This window comes from Variovorax sp. DAIF25, from assembly GCF_050711835.1.
In the GTDB taxonomy this organism is placed as follows: Bacteria; Pseudomonadota; Gammaproteobacteria; order Burkholderiales; family Burkholderiaceae_C; genus Variovorax.
The window spans coordinates 4,920,696-4,946,955 of the sequence record NZ_CP136636.1; the positions used below are offsets into that span (position 1 = coordinate 4,920,696).

Sequence of the window (26,260 nt, forward strand, 5' to 3'; positions counted from 1 at the left end):
CCCGCCGACCTCAACCGCCGAACGACACCTGCGCGCTGTCGACCGCGCGGATCGGAACGCCGAAGCTCATTATGTCCGCCAGCGTGGCGTTGTGGTGGGCGCGGATCCGTGCGCCCGTGGCATGCGGCTTGTCGTGCGAGGTGTGGGCGTCGGCCGCGAGCGTCACCGCGTAGCCCAGCCCGGCCGCGCGGCGCACCGTGGTGTCGACGCAGAACTCCGACGAATAGCCGCAGACCACCACGCGCTTCACGCCACGCTCCGAGAGCCAGGCATCGAGCGGCGTGCGCAGGAAGGAATCGGGCGTGGTCTTGCGCAGCCGCGCGTCGCGCGTGTCGGTGTTGAGCGCGCCGGCGAGCTGCCAGCGCTCGGAGTCGAACACCAGGTCGACCTCGTTCTCGTGCTGGATGAAGGCCACCGGCACGCCGGCCGCGCGGGCGCGGGCGGTGAGCGCGTTGATGCGCTCGATCACCGCGGCGGCTTCGTGCGGACGCGGGGCGTCGTCGACGAGGCCGCGCTGCATGTCGATGACGAGGACGGCGAGAGTCATGGGGAACCCTTTCTGGTGCGCGGACGGTGAGGCCGAAGGATCGCACAGGACGCCTCCAATGCCCCTGCCCGGCGAATGTTTCTGACGTTGAAACCATTGCCCGCGCACCCACCGCTAAGCTCGCGCCGCCCGCAGAACCACACAACACCTGCCATGACCGACCCCAACGCTCCTTCCCTTTCGCAGCGCCTGCGCAGGCGCGCCACCGCCGCCTTCGCGGCCGCCTGCGCGCTGCTGGCCGGCTGCAGCAGCAACAGCGGCTGCGAGGTCCGCTACGACGCCTCGCCGCAGTTCAAGGGCTGCACCTTCCAGAACATGGACAACCCCGACGTGCTGCCCAACCAGAGCACGTGGAAGATCTGGACCCGCTTCTTCTTCGAGACCAAGACCGACTCGGTGCCCACCGATGCGATCCCCGTGGAGCCGCTGACGCCGGCCGCGCTGGCCGCGCTCGACGCGCAGGCCAACCACGTGGTGCGCCTGGGCCATTCCTCGCACCTGCTCAAGCTGCGCGGCAAGTACTGGCTGATCGATCCGGTGTTCGGCGAGCGCGTGTCGCCGTTCTCGTTCGCGGGGCCCAAGCGCTTCCACCAGCCGCCGATCGCGCTGCAGGACCTGCCGCCGATCGAGGGCCTGATCCTCTCGCACGACCACTACGACCACCTCGACGTCTACACCATCGAGTACCTCGCGAAGCGGGTACAGCACTACTTCGTGCCGCTGGGCGTGAAGGCGCGGCTGATCGCGATGGGCGTGCCGCCCGAGCGCATCAGCGAGCTCGACTGGTGGCAGGGCGGCGAGCACGACGGCGTGAAGCTCACGGCCACGCCGGCACAGCATTTCTCGGGCCGCTCGCTGACCGACCGTGGCCGCACGCTGTGGGCCTCGTGGGTGGTGCAAAGCGGCGAGCAGCGCATCTTCTACAGCGGCGACTCGGGCTACTTCCCGGGCTTCAAGCAGATCGGCGAGCGCTTCGGCGGCTTCGACCTCGCGCTGATGGAGAACGGCGCCTACGACGCCTACTGGCCCGCGGTCCACATGACGCCCGAGCAGAGCGTGCAGGCCTTCGAGGACCTGCGCGGCAAGGTGCTCTATTCGGTGCACAACAGCACCTTCGACCTCGCCTTCCACAGCTGGCACGACCCGCTGGACCGCATCGCGAAGCTCACGCAGGAGCGCAAGATCGAACTGGCCACGCCGGTGATCGGCGAGGTGCTGACGGTGGGCCAGGCGCGCACCAACGTGCGCTGGTGGGAAGGCCTGAAGTAACGGGTAGCGAGCGGCTAGCCGCGCTCGCGCCGCTCGCGCGCGCGGCGCTGCTGGCGCGTCTCGAGCGCCTGCGCCGCCACGCGGTCCTTCGCGCGCTTCTTCTCGGCGCGCTTGCCGCGGAAGTGCCGGCCCACGAGAAAGCTCCCGATGCCGGTCACGATCGCGATGACGAAGCCGATGGTGCTGATGTCGAGGCCGCCCATCAGAGCACCCGCACGATGCTGGCCGGCTTGAAGCCCAGGTCGGCCGCCTTGCCCTTGCGCGCGCGGGCGCCGCGCGCGTTGTTGAGGGTGCGGATCTCGAGCGTCTCGTCGCGCTCCTTGCCGCCGCGGCCGATGCCCTCGATCCTCACGCTGCGCGTGTAGGCCGCGGCACCCGCGAGGGTGTCCTTGGGCTCGAGGTCGATCAGCGTGAGGCCGCGGCCGCCCTTGGGCAGGCTCTTGAGCTCGGCGATCTCGAAGGTCAGGATGCGCCCGCCCGTGGAGGCGCAGGCCACGTGCGTGGCCATGGGCATCGGCTCGGCGCCGCCGGCACCGCCCACCAGCGAGGGCCGGCACAACTGCTCGCCCTCGCCCACGTCGATGAAGGCCTTGCCGCCGCGCTGGCGCGACATCATGTTCTCGACCGTGGCGATGAAGCCGTAGCCGCCCGAGTTGGCCAGCAGCAGGCTGGCCGCGACCGGGCCCGCGAAGTAGTGCGTGACATGCGTGCCCGCATCGAGCTCGATCAGCGTGGTGACCGGCTGGCCGTCGCCGCGCGCGCCCGGCAGCGAGGCCACGGGCACGGTGTAGACGCGCACGCTCTTGTCCTTGGCGCTGCCGAACACCAGCAGCGTGTCGACGCTGCGGCATTCGAAGGCGCCGTAGAGCGAGTCGCCCGACTTGAAGCTGTACTCGGGCGCCGCGGCGCCGTTGCCCGCGGCCTTCTCGCTGGCCCAGCCCTTCTGCGCGCGCACCCAGCCCTTCTGCGAGACGATCACGGTGACCGGTTCGTCGACCACCCTGACCTCGGCCACGGCGCGCTTCTCGGCCTGGATCAGCGTGCGGCGCGGGTCTTCGAAGGTCTTGGCGTCGGCCTCGATCTCCTTGACCAGCAGGCGGCGCAGCGCCGCGGGGTTGCCGAGAATGTCCTCGAGCTTCTTCTGGTCCTCGCGCAGGTTCTTGAGCTCCTGCTCGATCTTGATGGCTTCGAGCCGCGCCAGCTGGCGCAGGCGGATTTCGAGAATGTCCTCGGCCTGGCGATCGCTGAGGTTGAAGCGCGCGATCAGCGCGGCCTTCGGCTCCTCGGCGGCGCGGATGATCGCGATCACCTCGTCGATGTTGAGCAGCACCAGCTGCCGCCCCTCGAGGATGTGGATGCGGTCCAGCACCTTGTCGAGCCGGTGACGCGAGCGCTTCTCGACGGTGATCTCGCGGAACGCGATCCACTCGTTGAGCATCTGGCGCAGCGACTTCTGCGTCGGCTTGCCGTCGATGCCCACCATCGTGAGGTTGATCGACGACGAGGTCTCGAGCGAGGTCTGCGCCAGCAAGGTGGTGATGAACTCCTCCTGGCTGATGCGCGAGGTCTTGGGCTCGAACACCAGGCGCACGGCGGCGTCCTTGCTCGACTCGTCGCGCACCACGTCGAGCACCGAGAGCATCGCGGCCTTGACCTGGGTCTGCTCGGTGCTCAGCGCCTTCTTGCCGGCCTTCACCTTGGGGTTGGTGATCTCCTCGATCTCCTCGAGCACCTTCTGCGTGCTCACGCCCGGCGGCAGCTCGTTGACCACGAGCTGCCACTGGCCGCGCGCGAGGTCCTCGATCTTCCAGCGCGCGCGCACCTTGAGCGAGCCGCGGCCGCTGCGGTAGGCATCGGCGATGTCGCCCGCGCTGCTGATGATCTGCGCGCCGCCCGGATAGTCGGGGCCGGGCACGATGGCGAACAGCTCTTCCTCGCTGAGCTTGCCGTTCGACTTGATCAGCGCCACGCAGGCATCGGCGATCTCGCGCAGGTTGTGGCTCGGGATCTCGGTGGCCAGGCCGACCGCGATGCCGCTGGCGCCATTGAGCAGCGTGAACGGCAGCCGCGCGGGCAAGAGGCGCGGCTCCTCGGTGCTGCCGTCGTAGTTGGGGATGAAGTCGACCGTGCCTTCGTCGATCTCGTCGAGCAGCAGGCTGGTGATGCGCGCGAGGCGCGCCTCGGTGTAGCGCATGGCCGCGGCGCCGTCGCCGTCGCGGCTGCCGAAGTTGCCCTGGCCGTCGACCAGCGGATAGCGCTGCGAGAAGTCCTGCGCCATGCGCACCAGCGCGTCGTAGGCGGCCTGGTCGCTGTGCGGATGGAAGCGGCCGAGCACGTCGCCGACCACGCGCGCGCTCTTCACGGGCTTGGCGCCCACGGTGCCGTTGGTGCCGCCGAAGCCCAGGCCCATGCGCGACATCGAATACAGGATGCGCCGCTGCACCGGCTTCTGGCCGTCCGACACGTCGGGCAGCGCGCGGCCCTTGACCACGCTCAGCGCGTATTCGAGGTAGGCGGTCTGGGCATAGTCGGCGAGCGTGAGCGAGGTGCCGTCGCCGCCGTTGTTGTCGTCGCCGGGAGGCAGGAGATCGAGCGGGGGTTGGGAGTCCATGAAAGAGCGGGTGAGAAAACGAAAAAAGAAGGGGCGACGAAGGCGCTCAGCCCAGCGTGAAGGCCTCGTGCACCGCCGACTGGACCGAGCCGCCGAGCACGGCGCCACCGCCGGCCACGTAGATCCAGTCGCCGATGACGGCGGCACCGACGGCATGGCGCGGCGTGGTCATGGGCGCATGGCGCTGCCAGCTGTCGGCCACCGGATCGTAGCTTTCCATCTGGCCGAAGACCTTGGCCTGGCGCGGCACGCCACCGACGAGGAAACCGCCCTCGCCGCCCATGGCGAAGAAGCGGTCGCGATAGACCACCAGGCCATGGCCCGAGCGCGCGGTGGGCAGCGGCGAACGCGGCTCCCAGGTGTCGCGCGCGGGAAGGTAGACGTGGTGCAGGTCGGTGTTGTATTCGAAGGTGTTGAAGCGCCCGCCGACCACGTGGATCAGGCCGCCGTGCGCCACGCAGCCCACGTGGTCGCGCGCGCCGGGCAGCGGCTTGCGCGCGCTCCAGCGGTCGGCCTTCGGGTCGTAGACCTCGTGCCAGCCCACGCTGGCGCGTTCGGCCGCGGGCTCGGAGGCGCCGCCGATCAGGTGCAGCTGCCCGTCGAGCACCACGGCGGCGGCCGCGCCGCGCGGGCGCGGCAGCGGCGCGATGGCGCTCCAGCGGTTGGCCGCGATCTCGTAGACGTAGGCATTCGTGTCGGAGCGCCGGTTCTGCTCGACGAAGCCGCCGAGCGCATAGACCCGGCCGCCGTCGGCCGCCACGGCCACGTGGTTGGCGCCGCGCGGCAGCGGTGCGCCGTCGAGCCAGCGGTCGGCCTGCGGGTCGTAGATGTGGTGGTAGTCGCGGTTGACCGCGCCCTCCCCGTAGCCGCCGACCACGTGCATGCGGCCCTGCGCGGCCGTGGCCCAGGCCATCTCGCTGCGCGGGATCGGCAGCGCCGCGCGCGCCGCCCAGCGCCCCTGCGGGCCGCGCGGCGCGGGGCTGTCGGTGACGCGCTGCGCCTCCTGCTCGGGCGTCATGTGATGCGGCACGCCGCCCTGCAGCCGCGCATAGGGCTCGGCCGAGGACGGCACGGGCTGCGGCGCCGCGTGCGAGGCCGGATGCTGGGCGCGCGCGGCGCCGCTCAGCGCGGCGGCGCCGGCCAGGACGAAATCTCGGCGTTGCATCGCGGTCTCCTCGTTCTTGGGGTGGTCGGGGCGGGCGAAGGCGCTCGCTCGCGGGACGCCGTGCTCACGAGAGCGGCGCGGCGGATCGCTCGCCGGCATCGGCCGCGGGCGGCGCGGCCGACTCGGGCACGGCCGGCATCGCCGGCAGGCTGCGCGGCGAATCCGAGGGCATGTTGCCGCGGCCGATCGCGCCGCCGGCGGGCACCGTCATCTCCATGCGGATGCGCCCCGGCGTCTTGCCGCCGCGCAGGCTGCCGCCCCGGGCCACCGAGGGCTTGAGGTAGGCATAGAGCTGCAGCACCGTCTGCACGTAGTTCTGCGTTTCCTTGTAGTTCGGGATCTTGTTGCCCGCGCGCTGCACCGCGCCCTCGCCCGCGTTGTAGGCCGCCAGCGCCAGCTCGATCTGGCCCGGGAACATCGCGATCAGGTCGCGCAGGTAATGCGAGCCGGCGGCGATGTTGATGCGCGGGTCGAACAGCTTCTTCTCGAGGCTCGCGCGCTGGTCGCCCGCCACGCCGTAGCGCTGCGCGGTGCCGGGCATCAGCTGCATCAGCCCGCGCGCACCCTTGGGCGAGACGGCCTGCGCGTCGAAGCCCGACTCGGTGGCGATCAGCGCCTGCAGCAGCTCGTAGTCGATCGCATGCTTGTTCGAGGCATCGCGCAGCGCGCTCTTGGCGATCTTGTAGCTCGGCGAGGCCTCGAACATGGCCAGCAGCGTCTGCGAGGCCGGCGACACCTTGCCATCGAACTTGCCGTCGAGCTTGCGGTCGCCGCGGCCCAGGCGACCGAGCGGCGAGATGCCCTGCGTGGTGTCGAAGCTCTGGCCGTCGCGGAAGAACACCTGGTAGCGCTCGTCGACCTTCTCGGCCGCGAAGTGCGCCACGCCGTTGGCGTCGATGTAGCCGTAGACGTCAGCTGCGCGCGCCGGCCCCTGCAGCGCGAGCAGCAGGAAGGCCAGGAGCAACGAAGGCTTGAGGAGAGACATGCGGGGTGGAATCAAACATCGATGTCGACGTCGTCGGCGCGCAGTTCCATCAATTCGCGCCGCGCCGCCGCTTCGCCCTTGCCCATGAGCTTGGTGATCTCGCCCTGGGTGGCGCTGAAGTCGAAACGGCCCAATTGGACCTGCATCAGGCGCCGGGTGTCCGGATTGAGCGTGGTTTCCCACAATTGTTCCGCGCTCATTTCGCCCAGGCCCTTGAAGCGGCTGATGCTCCAGGCGCCTTCGCGCACGCCGTCCTTGCGCAGCTTGTCGAGCGTGGCGGTCAGTTCGCCCTCGTCGAGCGCATAGACCTTGGAGGCCGGCTTCTTGCCGCGCGCGGGCGCGTCGACCCGGAACAATGGCGGCTTCGCGACATACACGTGGCCGGTTTCGATCAGCTTCGGGAAGTGGCGGAAGAACAGCGTGAGCAGCAGCACCTGGATGTGCGAGCCGTCCACGTCGGCATCGGAGAGGATGCAGATCTTGCCGTAGCGCAGGCCGCTGAGGTCGGGCGTGTCGTCGGGGCCGTGCGGATCGACGCCCACGGCCACCGAGATGTCGTGGATTTCGGTGTTGGCGAACAGCCGGTCGCGCTCGACCTCCCAGGTGTTGAGCACCTTGCCGCGCAGCGGCAGGATGGCCTGGCTTTCCTTGTCGCGGCCCATCTTGGCGCTGCCGCCGGCCGAGTCGCCCTCGACCAGGAAGACCTCGTTGTGGCTGATGTCCTTGCTCTCGCAGTCGGTCAGCTTGCCGGGCAGCACGGCCACGCCCGAGCCCTTGCGCTTCTCGACCTTCTGGCCCGCGCGCTGGCGCGTCTGGGCGGCCTTGATCGCCAGTTCGGCGAGCTTGCGGCCGTAGTCGACGTGCTGGTTGAGCCACAGCTCGAGCGCCGGGCGCACGAAGCTCGACACCAGCCGCACCGCGTCGCGCGAGTTCAGGCGCTCCTTGATCTGGCCCTGGAACTGCGGATCGAGCACCTTGGCGCTCAGCACGTAGGAGGCGCGCGCGAACACGTCCTCGGGCAGCAGCTTCACGCCCTTGGGCAGCAGCGAGTGCAGCTCGATGAAGCCCTTGACCGCCGTGAACAGGCCGTCGCGCAGGCCGCTCTCGTGCGTGCCGCCGGCGCTGGTGGGAATCAGGTTGACGTAGCTCTCGCGCACCGGCTGGCCGTCTTCGGTGAAGGCCACGCACCAGTCGGCGCCCTCGCCCTCGGCGAAGTTGTCGGCGTTCTTGTCGGCATGGCCGCTGCCTTCGAACAGCGGGATCACCGGATCGCCGTTGAGCGTCTGCATCAGGTAGTCGCTCAGGCCGCCCTTGTAGAGCCACTGCTGCGTTTCCTTGGTCTTCTCGTTGACCAGCGTGACGCTCACGCCGGGCATCAGCACCGCCTTGCTGCGCAGCAGGTGGGTGATCTCGCCCATCGGCAGCGCGACGGTCTCGAAGTACTTGGCGTCGGGCCAGGCGCGCACCGTGGTGCCCTGCTTGCGCTCGCCGGCCTCGAGCTTGCGGACCTCGAGCGCCTCGATCACGTCGCCGCCGCTGAAGGCCAGCCTGGCCACCGAGCCTTCGCGGTGCGTCGCCACCTCGAGTCGCTTCGACAGCGCATTGGTCACCGACACGCCCACGCCGTGCAGGCCGCCCGAGAAGCTGTAGGCGCCGCCCGAGCCCTTGTCGAACTTGCCGCCCGCGTGCAGCCGGGTGTAGACCAGCTCGATCACGGGCGCCTTCTCTTCGGGGTGCAGGCCGAACGGGATGCCGCGGCCGTCGTCCTCGATGCTGACCGAGCCGTCGGCGTGCAGCGTGACCTTGATCTTCTTGCCGTGGCCCGCGAGCGCTTCGTCGGCCGCGTTGTCGAGCACTTCCTGGATGATGTGCAGCGGGTTGTCCGTGCGGGTGTACATGCCCGGGCGCTGCTTGACGGGCTCGAGGCCCTTGAGCACGCGGATCGAGCCTTCGGAGTAGCCGGAGGCGTCGGAGGAACTGGTTGGAGTCTTGGGGGGAGTCGCCATGGGGGCGGATTGTAGTCAGTCGCCGCCAAACAACTGGATGCCCGTACAGGAAGCCGGCGGCGGCGTGAACAGGTGGGCACTCAGGTGGTCGATGAAGGCCCGCAGCTTGGGCGCGGGATGGCGCCCCGACGGCCACAGCACGCCCAGGCCGATGGTGTGGGGCCGCACGGCTTCGGGCAGCACGCTGCGCAGCCGCCCGGCGGCCAGGGCCTCGCGCACGCTGAAGTCGGGCAGGCAGGCGATGCCGCGGCCGCGCTCGGCGAAGCACAGGCGGGCTTCCATGGTGTTGCAGATCATGGCGACCGGCGGCTTGAACTCGCTGCCGTCGGGCAGCGGCACGAGCGGCCAGACCTCCACCTTGCCCGTGGCGGGAAAGCGGTAGTGCAGGCAGGCGTGCGCGGCGAGTTCGGCGATCGAGGCCGGCGTGCCGTGGCGCTCGAGGTAGTCGGGCGAGGCCACGAGCAGTTGCGAGAACGCGCCCAGCCGGCGCACCGAGAGCCGCGAATCGGCCAGCTCGCCGGTGCGCACCACGGCGTCGAAGCCCTCCTCGACCACGTCGACCAGCCGGTCGCTGAAGTCCAGGTCGAGCTCGATGGCCGGGTGCTCGCGCATGAAGCCGGCCAGCACCGGCAGCACCAGCGAGCTGATCAGCGGCAGGCTGACGCGCAGCTTGCCGCGCGGCGCGAGCGCCGAGTGCGAGAGCTCCTGCTCCGCGGCCTCGATCTCGGCCAGCACGCGCCGGCTGCGCGCGAGGAACAGCGTGCCCTCGGCCGTGAGCGTGATGCTGCGCGTGCTGCGGTGGAACAGCTGCACGCCCAGGCGCTCCTCCAGCCGCGCCACGCGCTTGCCCACGGCCGAGGCGGACACGCCGAGGGCCCGCCCGGCGGCGACGAAGCTGCGGGTCTCGGCGACCTGGACGAAAACGGAGAAGCCGCTGAGGCTGTCCATGAGAGGCTCCATTGCGGACACCGACGTCCGCACTGAGCGGAACTCTATCCCCCTTTTTCCGCAGTCGGCTTGTTCCTATCGTTGGCGCCATGTCATTCGCCCACGAAAAACCTGCCTCTTCCGCCGCCAACTGGCGCGGCCCCGACCCGGCGCGCATCGACGCGGCCATCGATCGCGCATTGGCCGAGCAGCGGCTGGTCGGCGCGGTGGTGCTGGTGGCCCACGAGGGGCGCCTCGTGCACCGCCGCGCAGCCGGCCTGGCGGACCGCGAGGCCGGCCGCCCGATGCGCGAGGACGCGCTGTTCCGGCTGGCCTCGGTGTCCAAGCCCATCGTCTCGACGGCCGCGATGGTGCTCGCGGCGCAGGGCCGGCTCGCGCTCGACGACGCGGTCACGCGCTGGCTGCCGGACTTCCGCCCGCGCCTGCCCGACGGCAGCGAGCCGGTCATCACGCTGCGCCAGCTGCTCACCCACACCGCCGGGCTCGGCTACCGCTTCTTCGAGGCCCGCGACGACGGTCCCTACGCGCGGGCCGGCGTGTCCGACGGCATGGACCGCAGCGGCATCGACCTGGCCGAGAACCTGCGGCGCATCGCACGGGTGCCGCTGCTCCATGCGCCGGGCACGGGCTGGTTCTATTCGCTGGCCATCGACGTGCTCGGCGGCGTGATCGAGGCCGCGAGCGGCCAGCCGCTGGCCGAGGCGGTGCGCCGGCTCGTGACCGCTCCGCTGGCCCTGCGCGATACCGGCTTCGGCGTCGCGCCGGACGAAGCCCGGCTCGCCGTGCCCTACGTCAACGTTCCCGGCGCGGCACCGCGGCGCATGGACGGCCCGATCGTCGCGACGCCGTTCGACGGCGCCATCGGCATCCGTTTCGATCCCGCGCGCGCCTTCGACCCCGAAGCCTTCCCCTCGGGCGGCGCCGGCATGGTCGGCAGCGCGCACGACTTCCTGCGCCTGCTCGAGACCCTGCGCGAGGGCGGCGCGCCGCTGCTGCCGCGCGCCTCGGTCGACGAGATGGGCCGCAACCACACCGGCGCCTGGGGCCCGGCCGACGCGCCGGGCTACGGCTTCGGGCTCGGCTTCTCGGTGCTGCACGATCCGGTGGCGGCGGCCTCGCCCGAATCCGTCGGCACCTGGCGCTGGGGCGGCGCCTACGGGCACTCGTGGTTCGTGGACCGCGCCCGCGGCCTCAGCGTGGTGGCCTTCACCAACACGCTCTACGAAGGCATGTCGGGCGGCTTCGTGAACGAACTGCGGGACGCCGTCCATGGCTGAGCGCACCGCCCCTTCGCCCGAGGCCCGGCTGCCCCTGTCCGGCCTGCTCGCGCTGGCCGCCGCCGGCTTCGTCACGATCCTGACCGAGGCCATGCCGGCCGGCCTGCTGCCGCAGATCGGCGCCAGCCTGGACATCGCGCCCGCGCTGGTCGGCCAGTGGGTCACGGTCTATGCGATCGGCTCGCTGGTGGCGGCGATCCCGCTGGTCGCCCTGACCCAGGGCTGGCGGCGGCGGCCGCTGCTGATGCTGGCCATCGGCGGCTTCGCGATCGTCAACACGGTGACCGCGCTGTCGCACGATTACGCGCTGACGCTGGTCGCGCGCTTCTTCGCCGGCGTGTTCGCGGGCCTGCTGTGGGCGCTGGTCGCCGGCCATGCGGGCCGCATGGTGGCGCCCGCGCTGCGCGGCCGCGCGACCGCGGTGGCGATGCTCGGCGCGCCGCTGGCGCTGTCGCTGGGCATTCCGGCCGGCACGCTGCTGGGCCACAGCGTGGGCTGGCGCGCGGCCTTCCTGTGCATGTCGGTGCTGTCCGTGCTGCTGCTGGCCTGGGTGCGCTGGCGCGTGCCCGACTTCCCCGGCCAGGCGGCCGGTCGCCGGCAGCGCGTGCGGCAGGTGTTCGTGCTGCCGGGCGTGCGCCCCGTGCTCTCGGTGATGCTGGCCTTCGTGCTGGCGCACAACATCCTCTACACCTACATCGCGCCCTTTCTCGCCCATGCGGGGCTCGGCGAACGGGTCGACCTGGTGCTGCTGACCTTCGGCGGCGCCTCGCTGGCGGGCATCTGGCTCACCGGCGTGCTGATCGACCGCTGGCTGCGCGAGCTGGTGTTGGCGAGCACCGCGGCCTTCGGCGGGGCGGCGCTGCTGCTGGGCGTGGCCACGACCTCCGCGCCGGCGGTGTTCCTCGCCGTCGCCGTCTGGGGCCTGAGCTTCGGCGGTGCCGCGACCCTGTTCCAGACCGCTTCGGCGCACGCGGCCGGCGAGGCCGCCGACGTGGCGCAGTCGATGGTGGTCACGGCCTGGAACAGCGCCATCGCGGGCGGCGGGCTGATCGGCGGCCTGCTGCTGCAGGGCCGCGGCGCCGGCGCGCTGCCCTGGTCGCTGCTCGTGCTGCTGGTGCCGGCGCTGTGGCTGGCCTGGCGCGCCTGCGCCCATGGCTTTCCGGGCGCGCGGGCCATCGCGGCGGCCGGCTTTGATGCCTGAAACGCATTGAAACGCCGCCGATAAATCATCAATGGCTGTCGCCGGCGGCGCGCATGCCAAAGCCGGCTCTTGGCTACAGTCGCCGCATGCAATCGCCTTCCACTCCCACCCTCTCGATCAGGCAGGTGCTGTTCTGCGGCGCCATGATCGTCACGCTCTCGATGGGCATCCGCCATGGCTTCGGGCTCTGGCTGCAGCCGATCACGCAGGCGCAGGAATGGAGCCGGCAGACCTTCTCGTTCGCGCTGGCGATACAGAACCTCTCGTGGGGCATCTTCGGGGTGTTCGCGGGCATGCTGGCCGACCGCTTCGGCGCGTTCCGGGTGCTGATCGGCGGCGCGGTGTTCTATGCGCTGGGCCTGCTGGGCATGGCGCATTCGCCGACGCCGCTGCTGTTCACCTTGAGCGCCGGCCTGCTGATCGGCGCGGCCCAGGCCGGTACCACCTACGCGGTGATCTACGGCGTGATCGGGCGGCAGATCCCGGCCGAGCGGCGCTCGTGGGCGATGGGCGTGGCGGCCGCGGCCGGCTCCTTCGGCCAGTTCCTGATGGCGCCGGTCGAGGGCCGGCTGATCGGCCAGTTCGGCTGGCAGACCGCGCTGGCGGTGGTCGCCGTGCTGGTGCTGGTGATCGTGCCGCTGGCCTTCGGCCTGCGCGAGCCGCGGCGCGAAGCGGCGGCCGCGCAGCGCGAGCAGTCGGTGCTGCAGGCCGTGGGCGAGGCCTTCCGCTATCCGAGCTTCGGCCTGCTGATGGCCGGCTATTTCGTCTGTGGCTTCCAGCTCGCCTTCATCGGCATCCACATGCCGACCTACCTGCGCGACAAGAGCCTGCCGGCCGACGTGGCCGGCTATGCGCTGGCGCTGATCGGCCTGTTCAACGTGTTCGGCACCTACACGGTGGGACTGCTGGGCCAGAAGCTCGCCAAGCGCAAGATCCTGGCCGCGATCTATTTCGCGCGGGCGGTGTCCATCGCGCTGTTCCTCGTGGTGCCGACCTCGCCGCTGAGCGTCTACCTGTTCTCGGCCGCGATGGGCTTCCTCTGGCTCTCGACCGTGCCGGCCACCAATGCGATCGTGGCGGGCATCTTCGGCGTGGCCCACCTCTCGATGCTCAGCGGCTTCGTGTTCCTGAGCCACCAGGTCGGCTCCTTCCTCGGCGTCTGGCTCGGCGGCTACCTCTACGACACCACGGGCAGCTACGACGTGGTCTGGTATCTCGCGATCGCGCTCGGCGTGTTCGCGGCGCTGGTCAACCTGCCGGTGCGCGAGAGCGCGATCGCGCGCCCGGTGGGCCGGCCGGCCGCGCACGCAGGCTGATACACGGGCTGATGCCGGGATCACAATGGCGGCCATGACACCCCTCTCGCGCCAACGGCTCGCACGCACCGGCTGGTTCGCCGCCGCGGCGCTCGCGCTGGCGGGCGTGTTCAGCCTCTACACCCACCCCGAATTCGCGGTGATGCTGGTCGACCAGATCTGGTCGTGCTTCTGACCGTTCGCGCGCCCGGCGGGCGCAAGGCGCCATGAAAGATGTAACCAATCCCCCTTCCCCGGTCCACGGCCTGTCGGCGCCCTCGGAATGGATCGTGCGCTGGAGCCACCTGCTCGCGCCGGGCGCCACCGTGCTCGACGTGGCCTGCGGCGCCGGGCGCCACATGCACTGGTTCGCGCAGCGCGGGCACCCGGCCACGGGCGTCGACCGCTCGCCCGAGGCCACCGCCGCGGCAGCTGCCTTCGGCATGGTCGTCACCGCCGACATCGAGGACGGCCCCTGGCCCTTCGCCGGCCGGGGCTTCGGCGCGGTGGTCGTCACCAACTACCTGTGGCGAGCGCGGCTGCCCGACATCGTCGCGGCCGTGGCGCCCGGCGGCGTGCTGCTCTACGAGACCTTCGCGGCGGGCAACGAGAGCGTGGGCAAGCCCTCGCGGCCCGACTTCCTGCTGCGCCCGGGCGAGCTGCTGGCCGCCTGCGACGGGCTGCGCGTGGTGGCCTACGAGGACGGCTTTTTGAGCGAACCGGCGCGCTTCGTGCAGCGCATCGCGGCGGTCCGGGCGCCCGCCGCCGCGGCGGACCTGCCGGCGCGCCATCCGCTGAAGGCCGCCTGACCACCCCCTCGGGACCCGGGGCCGCCCGGGTGGCGGGCAGGGGGTGCGCTATTAGAATGCGTGCTTTCGTCCACGACAAAGAGATTCCCCCTTGGAGCAACTCACAGGCAGCATCGTCGCGCTGGCCACGCCGATGCACGACGACGGCAGCGTTGACTATCCCGCGCTGCGCCGGCTGATCGACTGGCACATCGACGAAGGCACCGACTGCCTCGGCGTCGTCGGCACCACCGGCGAATCGCCCACGGTCGACGTGGAAGAGCACTGCGAAATCATCCGCGTGTCGGTCGAACAGGCCCGGGGCCGCGTGCCCGTCATGGCCGGCTGCGGCGCCAACTCGACCAAGGAAGCGATCGAGCTCGCCAAGTTCGCCAAGGGCGTGGGCGCCAATTCCCAGCTCCAGGTCGTCCCCTACTACAACAAGCCCACGCAAGAGGGCCAGTACCAGCACTTCAAGGCCATCGCCGAAGCCGTGGGCGACCTGCCCACCGTGCTGTACAACGTACCCGGCCGCACCGTCGCCGATATGGCGCACGACACCGTGCTGCGCCTGGCCCAGGTGCCCGGCATCATCGGCATCAAGGAAGCCACCGGCAACATCGAACGCGCCCAGTGGCTGATCCGCGACCTGCCCGAGCGCTTCGCCGTCTACTCGGGCGACGACCCGACCGCCGTGGCGCTCATGCTGTGCGGCGGCAAGGGCAACATCAGCGTCACGGCCAACGTGGCGCCGCGCAAGATGCACGAGCTCTGCGTGGCCGCGCTCGCGGGCGACGTGAAGCGCGCGATGCAGATCCAGTTCGAACTGATGCCGCTGCACCGCAACCTGTTCGTCGAACCCAATCCGATTCCGCTCAAGTGGGCCATGTCCCGCCTCGGCCTCTGCGGCGGTGCGCTGCGGCTGCCGCTGACCGAGCTCTCCGAGGCCAGCCGTCCGGCGGTCGAGGCCGCGCTGCGCGCGACCGGGCTGCTCAAGGACTGATGCGCGCCACCGCGCCCTCGCCACCTCCACATTCCCTCCACGATCTTCTTTTACCCTGCCGCGTCCGAGGTTAAGCAACCTTTTGCCTGAACCGAGCTCAGAACGGGCGGGCACAGCGGCCCATCGATTGACCGAACCATTCCAACAAGGAAGACGACGTTGAAGTACCTCTCGCGATTCGCACTCCTGGCCCTCGTCGCCAGCCTCGCCGCCTGCTCCGTTCTCGAGAGCGACAAGATCGACTACAAGAGCGCCGGCAAGGCCCCGACGCTCGAAGTGCCGCCCGACCTGTCGCAGCTCTCGCGTGACAACCGCTACAACATCCCCGGCGGTGCCGTGACCGCCAATGCCTACCAGACCGGCGTCGCCAACGCGCCGGGCGTGCCCACCGCCGTCTCGAACCTCGGCGACGTGCGCCTGGAACGCACCGGCACGCAGCGCTGGCTGGTCGTCAACCGCTCGCCCGACCAGCTCTGGGAGCCGGTCAAGGACTTCTGGCAGGAAAGCGGCTTCCTGCTGACCACCGAGCAGCGCAACCTCGGCATCATGGAAACCGACTGGGCCGAGAACCGCGCCAAGCTGCCGCAGGACATCATCCGCGGCACGCTGGGCAAGCTGGTCGACTCGATCTACTCCACCGGCGAACTCGACCGCTTCCGCACCCGCATGGAGCGCACGGCGAACGGCACCGAGATCTACATCAGCCACCGCGGCATGCAGGAGGTCTACACCAACACGCGCCAGGACCAGACCGTCTGGCAGCCGCGCCCCTCCGACCCCGAGCTCGAAGCCGAATTCCTGCGCCGCCTGATGGTCAAGCTCGGCGTCTCGCAGGAGCAGGCCAAGCAGGTCGCGGCCACCGCCGCCGCGGCACCGGTGCAGACCGCGCGCGTGGCCAACGTCGGCGGCCAGCCGATCGTGCAGCTCAGCGACGGCTTCGACCGCGCATGGCGCCGCGTCGGCCTCGCGCTCGACCGCACCGGCTTCACGGTGGAAGACCGCGACCGCAGCGCCGGCGTCTACTTCGTGCGCTACGTGCCGCCGAACCCCGACAAGAAGGAGCCCGGCTTCTTCGGCAAGCTGTTCAGCTCGAGCAAGACCGAGTCGCCGCTCAAGTTCCGCATCCTGATCAAGAGCCAGGGCGAGAGCAGCACGGTGTCGGTGCAGAACGAAGCCGGCGCACCCGAGACCTCGGCCAATGCCGAGCGCATCGTCAAGGTCATCGCCGACGACCTGAAGTAAGTCCCATGCTCCGCTTCCGAAGCCTCGGCAGCGGCAGCACGGGCAATGCCGCGCTGGTCGAGGCGACCAGCGGCGGCCGCACCTCCCGGCTCCTGATCGACTGCGGCTTCGGCATCCGCCAGCTCGATCAGCGGCTGGCCCGCGCCGGGCTCGCCGCGAGCGACATCGATGCCATCTTCGTCACGCACGAACACGGCGATCACATCGGCTGCGCCCACACCCTCTCGCGGCGCAACCGCATTCCCGTCTGGATGAGCGAAGGCACCTGGCTGGCCACGGGCGGGCGCGACTTCGAAGGGCAGCTGCACATCGCGCGCGACGACGAGGATTTCGCGGTCGGCGAGCTGTCGGTGCATCCCTTCACCGTGCCGCACGATGCGCGCGAGCCGCTGCAGCTGCGCTGCACCGACGGCAACCGCACGCTCGGCGTGCTGACCGATCTCGGCCATGCCACCGCCCACGTGCTCGCGCGCCTGAGCGGCGCGCATTCGCTGCTGCTGGAGTTCAACCACGACAGCGAGCTGCTGGCCAACTCGGCCTACCCGCCGTTCCTGAAGATGCGCGTGGGCGGCAACTACGGCCACCTCTCGAACCAGGCCGCCGCGGAGATCGCGCGCGCGGTGCTGCACGACGGGCTGCGCCACGTGGTCGCGGCGCACCTGAGCGAGCAGAACAACCGGCCCGAGATCGTGCGCCAGCTGATGGCACAGGCGCTCGGCGGCAACGAAGCCGAGATGCTCACCGCGAGCGCGGCCGAAGGCTCGCCCTGGCTCGACGTCTGAGCGCGCGTGCCGCGCGATCGGCAGCCGATTGAAAGGCGATTGAAAGCCCCATGAAGAAAGCCGCCCTGAGGCGGCTTTGCTTCGTGTGCGGCGACGGCTTACTTGCTCGGCGCTTCGCCCTTCTTCGCGGCTTCGGTCGCGGCATTGGCCGCATCGAGTGCCGACGATGCGGCGGCCGATGGTGCCGAGGCGCCCATCGACGGCGCCGATGCGGCAGGGGCGGGCGCGGGGGCCGGTGCGGGCTCGGTCACGGGCGCGGGCGGCGGCGTGGTCACGGCGGGCGCCGCATCCTCCTTCTTGCCGCAAGCCACCAGGGCGGAAGCGGCGAGCAGCGAGGCGAGCAGGACGGACGTTGTCTTCTTCATGAAAAGGCTCCTTTGGCAATGAAGGTCTTGAGGGACGAAAAAAATTCTAGACCCGCATGCTGTCGCTCTTATGTCTGGCCGCGGGATTCGCGGCATTGGCTTACAAGCCCAGCGTGCTCGCGGGAAATGCGGGCCGGGCCTGGCGCCAGCATTCCTCGATCGATTCGCGCAGCGCGCTGCGCGTGCGCGCATCGGCACTGGCGAGACCGCGGCCGCGCTCGACATCGATGCGATGAAGGAACCACGACGGTGTCCACAGCGCGCTCGGCACGCCGCTGCCGGCCTGTGCCGGCGACACGCGCAACGCGCGGCATTCGACGATGTGGTCCCAGCTGCGGCGCCAGCCGACGAAGCGCGCATGCCGGCGCTCCACGCCATCGAAGCGCTCGGCCAGCAGCACCAGCCTGCGGCCGCTGGCCGACCAGGCCTGCAGCGCCTCGATGCTCGCGCGCTCGCCCAGCGGCCAGTCGGCGAAGTCGGGGTCGCTGAAGATCACTTCCTTCCAGCCCTGCTGCGCCGCCGACGCGAGCGCGGTGCGCAGCAGGCGGTCGAAGTCCTCGCGGCCGTCGAAGCGGCCCTCGGGCAGCGGCGACGGCAACGCGGTGTCACTCGGCATGCAGCCAGCCCGCCTCGCACCATTCGGCCAGCAGCGACAGCGCATCGTCGCTGGCCTTCGCGAGCTCGCGCGGCCCGAGCGCGCGCCGGTCGGCAAGGCGCCGCATCAGCGTGGCATCGGCCCCGCCCGCGCGAAAGCTCTCGCCGTTGATGTAGAGATGGCGCGCGTCGTAGAGCATGCGCGTGCGACGATCCAGCCGCACCGCGCGCAATGCGTCGGGCGCCTCCCCGCCCTCGTCGAACCAGGTGCTGGCCTTGGGCTCGGTCAGCGATTCGCCGAGCGCGCGGTCGATCGCATCGGGATCGCGCAGCGCCATCTCTACCGCCTTGCGCGCGAAGGCCTGCAGCGCGGCGGGCATGGCGCCGGGCGCCTCGACCGCGGGCTGCGCGGGGTCGCGGTAGCGCACGGCGGCCGACGGGCCCGCGTCCTCGAGTTCGTCGGCATGGGCCTGCGCGATGCGCGCCAGCAGGTCGGCGCCGAGCTCACCCGCGGACGGCGAACGCAGCCCGATCGAGAAGGTCATGCAGTCACCGCCGACCGCCACGCCGTCGTGCGCATAGCGCGGCGGCAGGTAGAGCATGTCGCCGGGCTCGAGCACGAAGCTCTGCTCGGGCTCGAAGCGCTCGAGGATCTTGAGCGGCACCCCGGGCTGCAGCCGCAGGTCGCCCTGCTTGCCGATGGACCAGCGGCGCCGGCCCTGCGCCTGCAGCAGGAACACGTCGTAGCTGTCGAAATGCGCGCCCACGCCGCCGCCGTCGCTCGCGTAGCTGATCATCAGGTCGTCGAGCCGCGCGTCGGGCAGGAAGCTGAACTGCCGCAACAGCGCATGGATGCCCTCGTGGTGCAGGTCGACGCCCTGCACCAGCAGGGTCCAGGCGGCCTGCTTCAGCGAGGGCAGCGAACGGCGCGGCAGCGGGCCGTGCTTCAGGCTCCAGCCGGTCTTGCCATGGCGGATCAGCCGGGACTCGACCTCCTCGCGTTCGGCCAGCGCGAACAGCGCGGAACGGTCGATGGGTGGCACCATGTCGGGTACCGCCTGTCGCACCAGCAGCGGTTTCTTCTGCCAGTGCCGCCGCATGAACTGCGCGGCGCTCAGGCCGCCCAGCAGGGGCAGCGGTGTTGTGATCTCCATGGGAGAATTCTGCAATGGAAATCTCTGAACAATGCGTGGTCGGCCTGACCTGGACCCTGAAAGACACGCTCGGCGATGTGCTGGACGTGCTCGACGAACCGGTCGAATTCCTGATCGGTGGCGACGATCTGTTCGACGTGATCGAGGCGGCCCTGCAGGGCCATGAGCCCGGCGACCGCATCCAGCTGCAGGTCGAGCCCGAACAGGGCTTCGGCGACTTCAACGACCAGTTGCTCTTCCTCGAGCCGCGCGCCCTCTTCCCCGAGGGCACCGAGGAAGGCATGACCTTCGAGGGCAGCGCGCTGCCCGCGGGCGTGAGCGAGAACATCCCGAAGGATGCGATGTACACGGTGTCCGAGATCTACCCCGAGCACCTCGTGCTCGACGGCAACCATCCGCTGGCGGGCATCGCGATCCGGCTCGACATCCTCGTGCGCTCGGTGCGCGAAGCCACCGAGGAGGAGATCGGCCGCGGCACCGCGGGCACGGCCTTCTTCAAGGTGCAGCCGGTCTCGCCGGGCAACGACACGCTGCACTGATCCCTCGATCGCATCAACGACAAAGCCGGGCATTGCCCGGCTTTTTCTTGGCTGGCGCGACGTGACGCCGATGCCGACCTACATGCGCGAGAGCTGGCCGTTGTCGATGCGCACGCGGTCGCCGATGCGCAGGTCGCCCGGGTGCTGCACGTCGAAGGCACGGTAGCCGCCGCGGTCGGTCTGCACCGAGATGCGGTAGCTCTCGTAGGCACGCGGACCGTTCTGCTGCGCCTCGATGGTGTTGCCCAGCAGCGCACCGCCGATCACGCCGAGCGCGGTGGCCGCCGCGCGGCCGTTGCCACGGCCGAACTGGTTGCCCACCACGCCGCCGATGACGCCGCCGGCCACGGCACCGCCACCGGTGGTGCCGGTGCCGGCGGTCTCGCTGCGCAGCACCTCGATGTTCGCCACGTGGCCGTACTCGACGTAGGCGGCCTCGCGGTAGGGCACGGCCTGCGGCGGCGGCTGGTAGGGATAGCGGGAGGTCTGGTAGACCGGTGCGGGTGCCACGCAGGCGGTGAGCGTGGCCAGGGCCAGCACGGATGCGGTGACGGAAACGAAGCGCATTGAGATCTTCATGTTGAAAGGCTCCTCGGAAAGAACGGTGCGCCATGCGATGGAGCGGCGCACCCGCCTGTGTGTTCAACGCCGCAGTGGCTACGGCGATGACGCAAGGACACAAGCTGAAACCTGTGAGCCCCGCCCCGCTTCCGAGGTTCCTTTCTTTACCGCCGCGATACGCGCCGTTGCGCGCGGTTGCGCATCGCTGCAGTCAGCTGCCGGTCAGTGCTTGCCGGTGGAACCGTAGCCGCCCTCGCCGCGCTGCGTGGGCGCGAACTCGGTGACGACATGGAACTTCGCCTGCACCACCGGCACGATGACCAGCTGCGCGAGCCGCTCCATCGGCTGCAGCACGAAGGGCGTGTCGCTGCGGTTCCAGGCGCTGATCTTGAGTTCGCCCTGGTAGTCGCTGTCGATCAGTCCGACCAGATTGCCCAGCACGATGCCGTGCTTGTGGCCCAGGCCCGAGCGCGGCAGGATCATCGCCGCGTAGGCCGGGTCGCCGAGATGGATCGCGATGCCGGTGCCCACCAGTTGCCAGGCATTGGGCTCCAGCGTGACGGGCGCATCGATGCAGGCCCTGAGATCGAGCCCCGCGCTGCCGGGTGTGGCGTAGGTGGGCAACTGCTCCACCATGCGGGGATCGAGGATGCGGACGTCGACTTTCACTTGCTTGCTTTTCCTTGTTGAGATTCTGTCTCGCGGCGGTTCGCCTGCTCGAGCACCTGCTGCCACTTGGCCGCGCCCGGGAAGGCCAGCGTCTTGAGCTTGCCGGCGAACCAGAAGGCCAGGCCGGCCAGCACCACGAGCACGTAGATCGGCACGCCGACCGACCACAGGATCACGAAGGCCACGCCGGCCGCGCCGAGGAGGGGCTTGGTGAGCGCGCCGAAGGGCCCGCCCTGCGCGGATTCGGACTTGGCGGCATTGGTGGCCGCGGCGCGCGCGCGGGCCTGCGCCGGCGGCACCACCGCGCCCGGTCCCGCGCTCGGCGTCATGCCGACGTCGAGCCCGTGTTCGCCGGTCACGTCCGTCTGGCCGCGCCCGAGGTTCCTCGCGGCCTGGGCCGTCAGCCCCTCGACATAGCGCACGAAGTCGCCATTGGGCGGGGTGTTCCATTCAGCCTTCATCAGACCCTCCAGTCGGGCAGCCGCGCCGCGATCTCCGTCATGAGCTCGCGCGCCAGCGTGAGCTTGGGCGCGCGAGGCAGTTCGCGCACGCCATCGGCGTCCACGAGCAGCAGCGCATTGTCGTCCTGGCCGAACGTCAGCGGGCCGATATTGCCCACCAGCAGAGGGATGCCCTTGCGCTCGCGCTTGGCCTTGGCATGCGCGACGAGGTTCTCGCTCTCGGCCGCGAAGCCCACGCAGAACAGCTTCTTCGCCTGCGCGCGCTCGCTGCGCGCCACGGTCAGCAGGATGTCGGGGTTCTCGACGAACTCGAGCACCGGCGTCTTGCCGCTGCCGTCCTTCTTGATCTTCTGGTCGCTCTGGGTCGCGGGGCGCCAGTCGGCGACCGCCGCCGTTGCTACGAAAACGCTAGCACGCGAGGATGCACCGACGGTCGCCGCGAGCATCTCCTGCGCCGAGCGCACGTCGATGCGGGTGACGCCACGCGGCGTCGGCAGGTGCACCGGCCCGGCCACCAGCGTGACCTCGGCGCCGGCTTCGCGCGCGGCGCGGGCGATGGCGAAACCCATCTTGCCCGACGAGTGGTTGGTGATGCCGCGGATCGGATCGAGCGCCTCGAAGGTCGGTCCGGCCGTCACCAGCAGGTGCTGGCCCGCGAGCAGCTTGGGATGGAAGAAGGCGGTGATGTCTTCCAGCAATTGGGCCGGCTCGAGCATGCGGCCGTCGCCGGTCTCGCCGCAGGCCTGCCAGCCGTTGCCCACGCCGAGCACGGTGGCGCCGTCGGCCGCCACCTGCGCCAGGTTGCGCTGGGTCGCGGGATGCATCCACATCTCGCGGTTCATGGCGGGCGCGAGAAGCAGCGGCACGCGGTCGCGCGGGCGCGCCAGGCACAGCAGGCTCAGCAGCTCGTCGGAGCGGCCCTGCACCAGGCGCGCGATGAAGTCGGCGCTGCAGGGCGCGAGCACGATCGCGTCGGCCTCGCGGCTCAGGTTGATGTGCGGCATGTTGTTGGGCTCGCGCGCGTCCCACTGCGAGGTGTAGACGGGGCGGCCCGACAGCGCCTGCATCGTGACCGGCGTCATGAACTGCTCGGCCGATTCGGTCATGACGACCTGGACCGTGGCCCCCGCCTTCACGAACAGCCGGCACAGCTCGGCCGATTTGTAGCAGGCGATACCGCCCGTGAGTCCCAGAACGATGTGTTTGCCGGCGAGGTCTTGCATGGTGGGGCGGAGTGTAATGACCCGCGCATCCCCGCCGCGCCCTGGGGCGAACGGTCGTTCGCGGCGGCCCCGATGTCCCGCGCCGGGCGAGGTAACAGTGTCCACCCGCGCCAGGTGTCGCCGGGGGCACACCTATAATCTCAATTTCCCACTGCCCGGTCCTCGCGTCCGGAACTGGCATGACCAAATTTGTCTTCGTCACCGGTGGTGTGGTGTCTTCCCTCGGCAAGGGAATCGCCTCCGCCTCGCTGGCCGCGATCCTCGAATCGCGCGGCCTCAAAGTCACCCTCATCAAGCTCGATCCCTACATCAACGTCGACCCCGGCACGATGTCGCCGTTCCAGCACGGCGAGGTGTTCGTCACCGACGACGGTGCGGAAACCGACCTCGACCTCGGCCACTACGAGCGCTTCATCACGACGCGCATGCGCAAGGCCAACAACTTCACGACCGGCCAGATCTACAAGACCGTGCTCGAGAAGGAACGCCGCGGCGACTACCTCGGCAAGACGGTGCAGGTGATCCCGCACATCACCAACGAGATCCAGGAATACGTCAAGCGCGGCGCCGGCATCGGCACCGCGCACGAGGTCGACGTGGCCATCGTCGAGATCGGCGGCACCGTGGGCGACATCGAGTCGCTGCCCTTCCTCGAGGCCGTGCGCCAGATGAGCCTGCGCATGGGCCCGAACAACTCGGCCTTCGTGCACCTGAGCTACGTGCCCTGGATCGCCGCGGCCGGCGAGCTCAAGACCAAGCCCACGCAGCACACGGCGCAGAAGCTGCGCGAGATCGGCATCCAGGCCGACGCCCTGCTGTGCCGCGCCGACCGCCCGATCCCCGACGACGAGCGCGCCAAGATCTCGCTGTTCTCGAACGTGCCCGAATGGGGCGTGATCTCGATGTGGGACGTGGACACCATCTACAAGGTGCCGCGCATGCTGCACGAGCAGGGCCTCGACGGCTTGATCTGCGACAAGCTGCGCATCAACACGCCACCGGCCAAGCTCTCGCGCTGGGACGAACTGGTCTACGAGGTCGAGCATCCGCAGCAGGAAGTGGCGATCGCCATGGTCGGCAAGTACGTCGACCTGTCGGACAGCTACAAGTCGCTCAACGAGGCGCTGCGCCACGCCGGCATGAAGAACCATGCGCGCGTGAAGATCGACTACGTCGACTCCGAGACCATCACCGCGCAGGACGTCTCGCGCCTGGCCAAGTACGACGCCATCCTCGTGCCCGGCGGCTTCGGCCAGCGCGGCGTCGAGGGCAAGATCCTCGCGGCCCGCTTCGCGCGCGAAGGCAAGGTGCCCTACCTCGGCATCTGCCTGGGCATGCAGGTCGCCACCATCGAGTACGCGCGCCACGTGGCCGGCCTGCCCGATGCCAACAGCACCGAGTTCGACCCCGAGACCTCCTGCCCCGTGATCGCGCTGATCACCGAGTGGAAGGACGCCGACGGCACGATCAAGGTGCGCAACGAGAAGTCCGACCTCGGCGGCACCATGCGCCTGGGCGCACAGAGTTCCGACGTGACCGACGGCACGCTGGCCCACAGCATCTACGGCGACGTGGTCACCGAGCGCCATCGCCACCGCTACGAAGCCAACGTCAACTACCTCGACCAGCTGCGCAAGGCCGGCCTCGTGATCTCCGCGCTCACGCAGCGCGAGCAGCTCACCGAGATCGTCGAGCTGCCGCAGGACGTGCATCCGTGGTTCATGGGCGTGCAGTTCCACCCCGAGTTCAAGTCGACGCCGTGGAGCGGCCATCCGCTGTTCAACGCCTTCATCAAGGCCGCGCTCGACCACAAGGGCCAGGGCGCCGGCAATGCGGGCAAGACGCTGAAGGCGGTCGCGTGACCAGCGCCTACATCATCGCCAACGTCGAAGTCACGAACCCGACCCAGTACGAGGAGTACAAGAAGTGGTCGACCGCCGCCATGCAGGCGCATGGCGCCGAGGTCTGCGTGCGCGGCGGCAAGGTCGAGGTGCTCGAGGGCGACTGGGCGCCGCAGCGCATCGTGATCCTCAAGTTCCCGAGCGTCGAGGCCGCGAAGCAGTTCAACAGTTCGCCCGAATACGGCAAGGCGCGCGAGTCGCGCCAGGGCGCCGCGATCATGCGCATGGTCGTCGTCGAAGGTCTGTGATCCGTTTTTACTGGAGAAAGAAAAGAAGATGAGTGCAATCGTTGACATCGTCGGCCGCGAGATCCTCGACAGCCGCGGCAATCCCACCGTCGAGTGCGACGTGCTGCTCGAATCGGGCACCATGGGCCGCGCGGCCGTGCCCTCGGGCGCATCCACCGGTTCGCGCGAAGCCATCGAGCTGCGCGACGGCGACAAGAAGCGCTACCTCGGCAAGGGCGTGCTCAAGGCGGTGGAGAACATCAACACCGAGATCTCCGAAGCCGTGCTCGGCCTCGATGCCAGCGAACAGGCCTTCCTCGACCGCACGATGATCGACCTCGACGGCACCGACAACAAGGGCCGCCTGGGTGCCAACGCCACGCTGGCCGTGTCGATGGCCGTGGCTCGCGCGGCCGCCGAGGAATCGGGCCTGCCGCTGTACCGCTACTTCGGCGGCATGGGCGGCATGCAGATGCCGGTGCCGATGATGAACGTCATCAACGGCGGCGCGCACGCCAACAACAGCCTGGACCTGCAGGAGTTCATGATCATCCCCGTGGGCGCGCCGAGCTTCCGCGAAGCCGTGCGCTACGGCGCCGAGGTGTTCCATGCGCTCAAGAAGATCCTGGGCGACCGCGGCATCAGCACCGCCGTGGGCGACGAAGGCGGTTTCGCGCCGAGCGTCGAGAGCCATGAAGCGGCGATCCAGCTGATCCTCGAAGCCATCGACAAGGCCGGCTACGTGGCTGGCGAGCAGATCGCGCTGGGCCTGGACTGCGCCGCGAGCGAGTTCTACAAGGACGGCAAGTACGTGCTGTCGGGCGAGAACCTCTCGCTGTCGGCCGAGAACTGGACCGACATGCTGGCGACCTGGGTCGACAAGTACCCGATCATCAGCATCGAGGACGGCATGCACGAAGGCGACTGGGACGGCTGGAAGCACCTGACCGAACGCCTGGGCAAGCGCGTGCAGCTGGTGGGCGACGACCTGTTCGTCACCAACACCAAGATCCTGCAGGAAGGCATCGAGAAGGGCATCGCCAACTCGATCCTGATCAAGATCAACCAGATCGGCACCCTGACCGAGACCTTCGCCGCGATCGAGATGGCCAAGCGCGCCGGCTACACCGCCGTGATCTCGCACCGCTCGGGCGAAACCGAGGACAGCACCATCGCCGACATCGCCGTGGGCACCAACGCCGGCCAGATCAAGACCGGCTCGCTCTCGCGTTCGGACCGCATCGCCAAGTACAACCAGCTGCTGCGCATCGAGGAAGACCTCGGCGACATCGCCGTCTACCCGGGCCGCGGCGCGTTCTACAACCTCAAGTGATGCCCCCTCCCCGGCCCGAAGAGCCGCGCGCATTGCCGCTTTTTCCGCATTTCGCGGATCGGCGATGCGCCGTCCCTGGCGGGCCGTGCGGGGAGCGCGGGTAAAGTCCGCGGA

At 69.9% G+C, this 26,260-nt stretch carries 27 protein-coding genes; 13 read left to right on the forward strand and 14 right to left on the reverse strand.

What is annotated here, in order from left to right:
- Window positions 1–10 precede the first annotated feature (10 nt).
- Complete coding sequence (locus R0232_RS22630; RefSeq protein ID WP_431509492.1) at window positions 11–547, reverse strand: cysteine hydrolase family protein; 537 nt, start codon at window positions 545–547, stop codon at window positions 11–13.
- A 153-nt stretch (window positions 548–700) separates the two neighbouring features.
- Between R0232_RS22630 and R0232_RS22635 the strand changes: the two genes are divergently transcribed.
- Window positions 701–1,816, forward strand: coding sequence for an MBL fold metallo-hydrolase (locus tag R0232_RS22635; RefSeq protein WP_431509493.1), 1,116 nt, complete (start codon window positions 701–703; stop codon window positions 1,814–1,816).
- A 14-nt stretch (window positions 1,817–1,830) separates the two neighbouring features.
- Here the strand turns inward: R0232_RS22635 and R0232_RS22640 are convergent, their stop codons facing one another.
- The 6 genes from R0232_RS22640 to R0232_RS22665 all read right to left on the reverse strand — a co-directional run bounded on the left by R0232_RS22640 (window position 1,831) and on the right by R0232_RS22665 (window position 9,531).
- The gene (locus tag R0232_RS22640) at window positions 1,831–2,019 is read right to left on the reverse strand and encodes a hypothetical protein (protein WP_093354683.1); all 189 of its coding nucleotides are present in this window, start codon (window positions 2,017–2,019) and stop codon (window positions 1,831–1,833) included.
- Window positions 2,019–4,427, reverse strand: a complete 2,409-nt coding sequence (gene parC, locus R0232_RS22645; RefSeq protein ID WP_431509494.1) for a DNA topoisomerase IV subunit A — start codon at window positions 4,425–4,427, stop codon at window positions 2,019–2,021. Before parC ends, R0232_RS22640 begins: the two co-directional genes overlap by 1 nt.
- A gap of 46 nt (window positions 4,428–4,473) precedes the next feature.
- Window positions 4,474–5,592 (reverse strand): Kelch repeat-containing protein, encoded by a 1,119-nt coding sequence (locus R0232_RS22650; RefSeq protein WP_431509495.1) that lies wholly within the window; start codon window positions 5,590–5,592, stop codon window positions 4,474–4,476.
- Window positions 5,593–5,656: 64 nt separating this feature from the next.
- A complete protein-coding gene (locus tag R0232_RS22655; RefSeq protein WP_431509496.1) occupies window positions 5,657–6,577 on the reverse strand; it encodes a lytic transglycosylase domain-containing protein in 921 nt (306 codons plus the stop codon).
- Window positions 6,578–6,588: 11 nt separating this feature from the next.
- On the reverse strand, window positions 6,589–8,583 hold the full coding sequence (locus R0232_RS22660) for a DNA topoisomerase IV subunit B (RefSeq protein WP_296777294.1): 1,995 nt from the start codon (window positions 8,581–8,583) through the stop codon (window positions 6,589–6,591).
- A gap of 15 nt (window positions 8,584–8,598) precedes the next feature.
- Entirely contained in the window at window positions 8,599–9,531 is a 933-nt protein-coding gene (locus R0232_RS22665; protein ID WP_208513332.1) for a LysR family transcriptional regulator, read from the reverse strand.
- A gap of 89 nt (window positions 9,532–9,620) precedes the next feature.
- On the opposite strand from R0232_RS22665, the gene R0232_RS22670 reads away from it, so the two are divergent.
- The 8 genes from R0232_RS22670 to R0232_RS22705 all read left to right on the forward strand — a co-directional run bounded on the left by R0232_RS22670 (window position 9,621) and on the right by R0232_RS22705 (window position 17,119).
- The gene (locus R0232_RS22670) at window positions 9,621–10,808 is read left to right on the forward strand and encodes a serine hydrolase domain-containing protein (protein WP_431509497.1); all 1,188 of its coding nucleotides are present in this window, start codon (window positions 9,621–9,623) and stop codon (window positions 10,806–10,808) included.
- On the forward strand, window positions 10,801–12,009 hold the full coding sequence (locus R0232_RS22675) for an MFS transporter (protein WP_431509498.1): 1,209 nt from the start codon (window positions 10,801–10,803) through the stop codon (window positions 12,007–12,009). The genes R0232_RS22670 and R0232_RS22675 overlap by 8 nt, the downstream gene beginning before the upstream one ends.
- An 86-nt stretch (window positions 12,010–12,095) precedes the next feature.
- Window positions 12,096–13,325: an MFS transporter gene (locus R0232_RS22680; RefSeq protein ID WP_431509499.1), complete on the forward strand. Its 1,230-nt coding sequence runs from the start codon at window positions 12,096–12,098 to the stop codon at window positions 13,323–13,325.
- A 34-nt stretch (window positions 13,326–13,359) separates the two neighbouring features.
- Window positions 13,360–13,500, forward strand: coding sequence for a hypothetical protein (locus R0232_RS22685; RefSeq protein ID WP_172705632.1), 141 nt, complete (start codon window positions 13,360–13,362; stop codon window positions 13,498–13,500).
- Window positions 13,501–13,531: 31 nt separating this feature from the next.
- The gene (locus R0232_RS22690; protein ID WP_431509500.1) at window positions 13,532–14,113 is read left to right on the forward strand and encodes a class I SAM-dependent methyltransferase; all 582 of its coding nucleotides are present in this window, start codon (window positions 13,532–13,534) and stop codon (window positions 14,111–14,113) included.
- Window positions 14,114–14,246: 133 nt separating this feature from the next.
- Window positions 14,247–15,095: a 4-hydroxy-tetrahydrodipicolinate synthase gene (gene dapA, locus R0232_RS22695; protein ID WP_057595398.1), complete on the forward strand. Its 849-nt coding sequence runs from the start codon at window positions 14,247–14,249 to the stop codon at window positions 15,093–15,095.
- Window positions 15,096–15,254: 159 nt separating this feature from the next.
- A complete protein-coding gene (gene bamC / locus R0232_RS22700; RefSeq protein ID WP_093354660.1) occupies window positions 15,255–16,337 on the forward strand; it encodes an outer membrane protein assembly factor BamC in 1,083 nt (360 codons plus the stop codon).
- Window positions 16,338–16,342: 5 nt separating this feature from the next.
- Window positions 16,343–17,119: an MBL fold metallo-hydrolase gene (locus R0232_RS22705; RefSeq protein WP_093354658.1), complete on the forward strand. Its 777-nt coding sequence runs from the start codon at window positions 16,343–16,345 to the stop codon at window positions 17,117–17,119.
- 98 nt (window positions 17,120–17,217) lie between these two features.
- On the opposite strand, the gene R0232_RS22710 is transcribed toward R0232_RS22705, so the two are convergent.
- The 3 genes from R0232_RS22710 to R0232_RS22720 form a co-directional block, all read right to left on the reverse strand.
- Window positions 17,218–17,484 carry a hypothetical protein gene (locus R0232_RS22710; RefSeq protein ID WP_093354655.1) on the reverse strand — a complete coding sequence of 89 codons (267 nt, stop codon included), beginning with the start codon at window positions 17,482–17,484 and terminating at the stop codon, window positions 17,218–17,220.
- A gap of 100 nt (window positions 17,485–17,584) precedes the next feature.
- Window positions 17,585–18,100, reverse strand: coding sequence for a hypothetical protein (locus R0232_RS22715; RefSeq protein ID WP_431509501.1), 516 nt, complete (start codon window positions 18,098–18,100; stop codon window positions 17,585–17,587).
- Window positions 18,090–19,232: a JmjC domain-containing protein gene (locus tag R0232_RS22720; RefSeq protein ID WP_431509502.1), complete on the reverse strand. Its 1,143-nt coding sequence runs from the start codon at window positions 19,230–19,232 to the stop codon at window positions 18,090–18,092. Before R0232_RS22720 ends, R0232_RS22715 begins: the two co-directional genes overlap by 11 nt.
- A gap of 14 nt (window positions 19,233–19,246) precedes the next feature.
- Here R0232_RS22720 and R0232_RS22725 point away from each other — a divergent pair, with 14 nt between their 5' ends.
- Entirely contained in the window at window positions 19,247–19,771 is a 525-nt protein-coding gene (locus R0232_RS22725) for an FKBP-type peptidyl-prolyl cis-trans isomerase (protein ID WP_208513327.1), read from the forward strand.
- Between the two features lie 78 nt (window positions 19,772–19,849).
- On the opposite strand, the gene R0232_RS22730 is transcribed toward R0232_RS22725, so the two are convergent.
- The 4 genes from R0232_RS22730 to coaBC form a co-directional block, all read right to left on the reverse strand.
- On the reverse strand, window positions 19,850–20,350 hold the full coding sequence (locus R0232_RS22730) for a glycine zipper 2TM domain-containing protein (protein ID WP_057595940.1): 501 nt from the start codon (window positions 20,348–20,350) through the stop codon (window positions 19,850–19,852).
- A gap of 204 nt (window positions 20,351–20,554) precedes the next feature.
- Window positions 20,555–21,001, reverse strand: coding sequence for a dUTP diphosphatase (dut, locus tag R0232_RS22735; protein ID WP_057595939.1), 447 nt, complete (start codon window positions 20,999–21,001; stop codon window positions 20,555–20,557).
- Window positions 20,998–21,462, reverse strand: a complete 465-nt coding sequence (locus tag R0232_RS22740) for a hypothetical protein (protein ID WP_208513326.1) — start codon at window positions 21,460–21,462, stop codon at window positions 20,998–21,000. The genes dut and R0232_RS22740 overlap by 4 nt, the downstream gene beginning before the upstream one ends.
- Entirely contained in the window at window positions 21,462–22,685 is a 1,224-nt protein-coding gene (gene coaBC, locus R0232_RS22745) for a bifunctional phosphopantothenoylcysteine decarboxylase/phosphopantothenate--cysteine ligase CoaBC (RefSeq protein ID WP_057595937.1), read from the reverse strand. The genes R0232_RS22740 and coaBC overlap by 1 nt, the downstream gene beginning before the upstream one ends.
- A 179-nt stretch (window positions 22,686–22,864) precedes the next feature.
- Between coaBC and R0232_RS22750 the strand changes: the two genes are divergently transcribed.
- Genes R0232_RS22750 through eno form a run of 3 tightly spaced genes read left to right on the forward strand, consistent with a single transcriptional unit; the run spans window position 22,865 to window position 26,146 of the window.
- Window positions 22,865–24,547, forward strand: a complete 1,683-nt coding sequence (locus R0232_RS22750) for a CTP synthase (RefSeq protein ID WP_208513325.1) — start codon at window positions 22,865–22,867, stop codon at window positions 24,545–24,547.
- Window positions 24,544–24,834 (forward strand): DUF1330 domain-containing protein, encoded by a 291-nt coding sequence (locus R0232_RS22755; protein WP_296777275.1) that lies wholly within the window; start codon window positions 24,544–24,546, stop codon window positions 24,832–24,834. The genes R0232_RS22750 and R0232_RS22755 overlap by 4 nt, the downstream gene beginning before the upstream one ends.
- A gap of 28 nt (window positions 24,835–24,862) precedes the next feature.
- Complete coding sequence (gene eno / locus R0232_RS22760) at window positions 24,863–26,146, forward strand: phosphopyruvate hydratase (protein ID WP_057595934.1); 1,284 nt, start codon at window positions 24,863–24,865, stop codon at window positions 26,144–26,146.
- The last annotated feature ends 114 nt before the right edge of the window (window positions 26,147–26,260 follow it).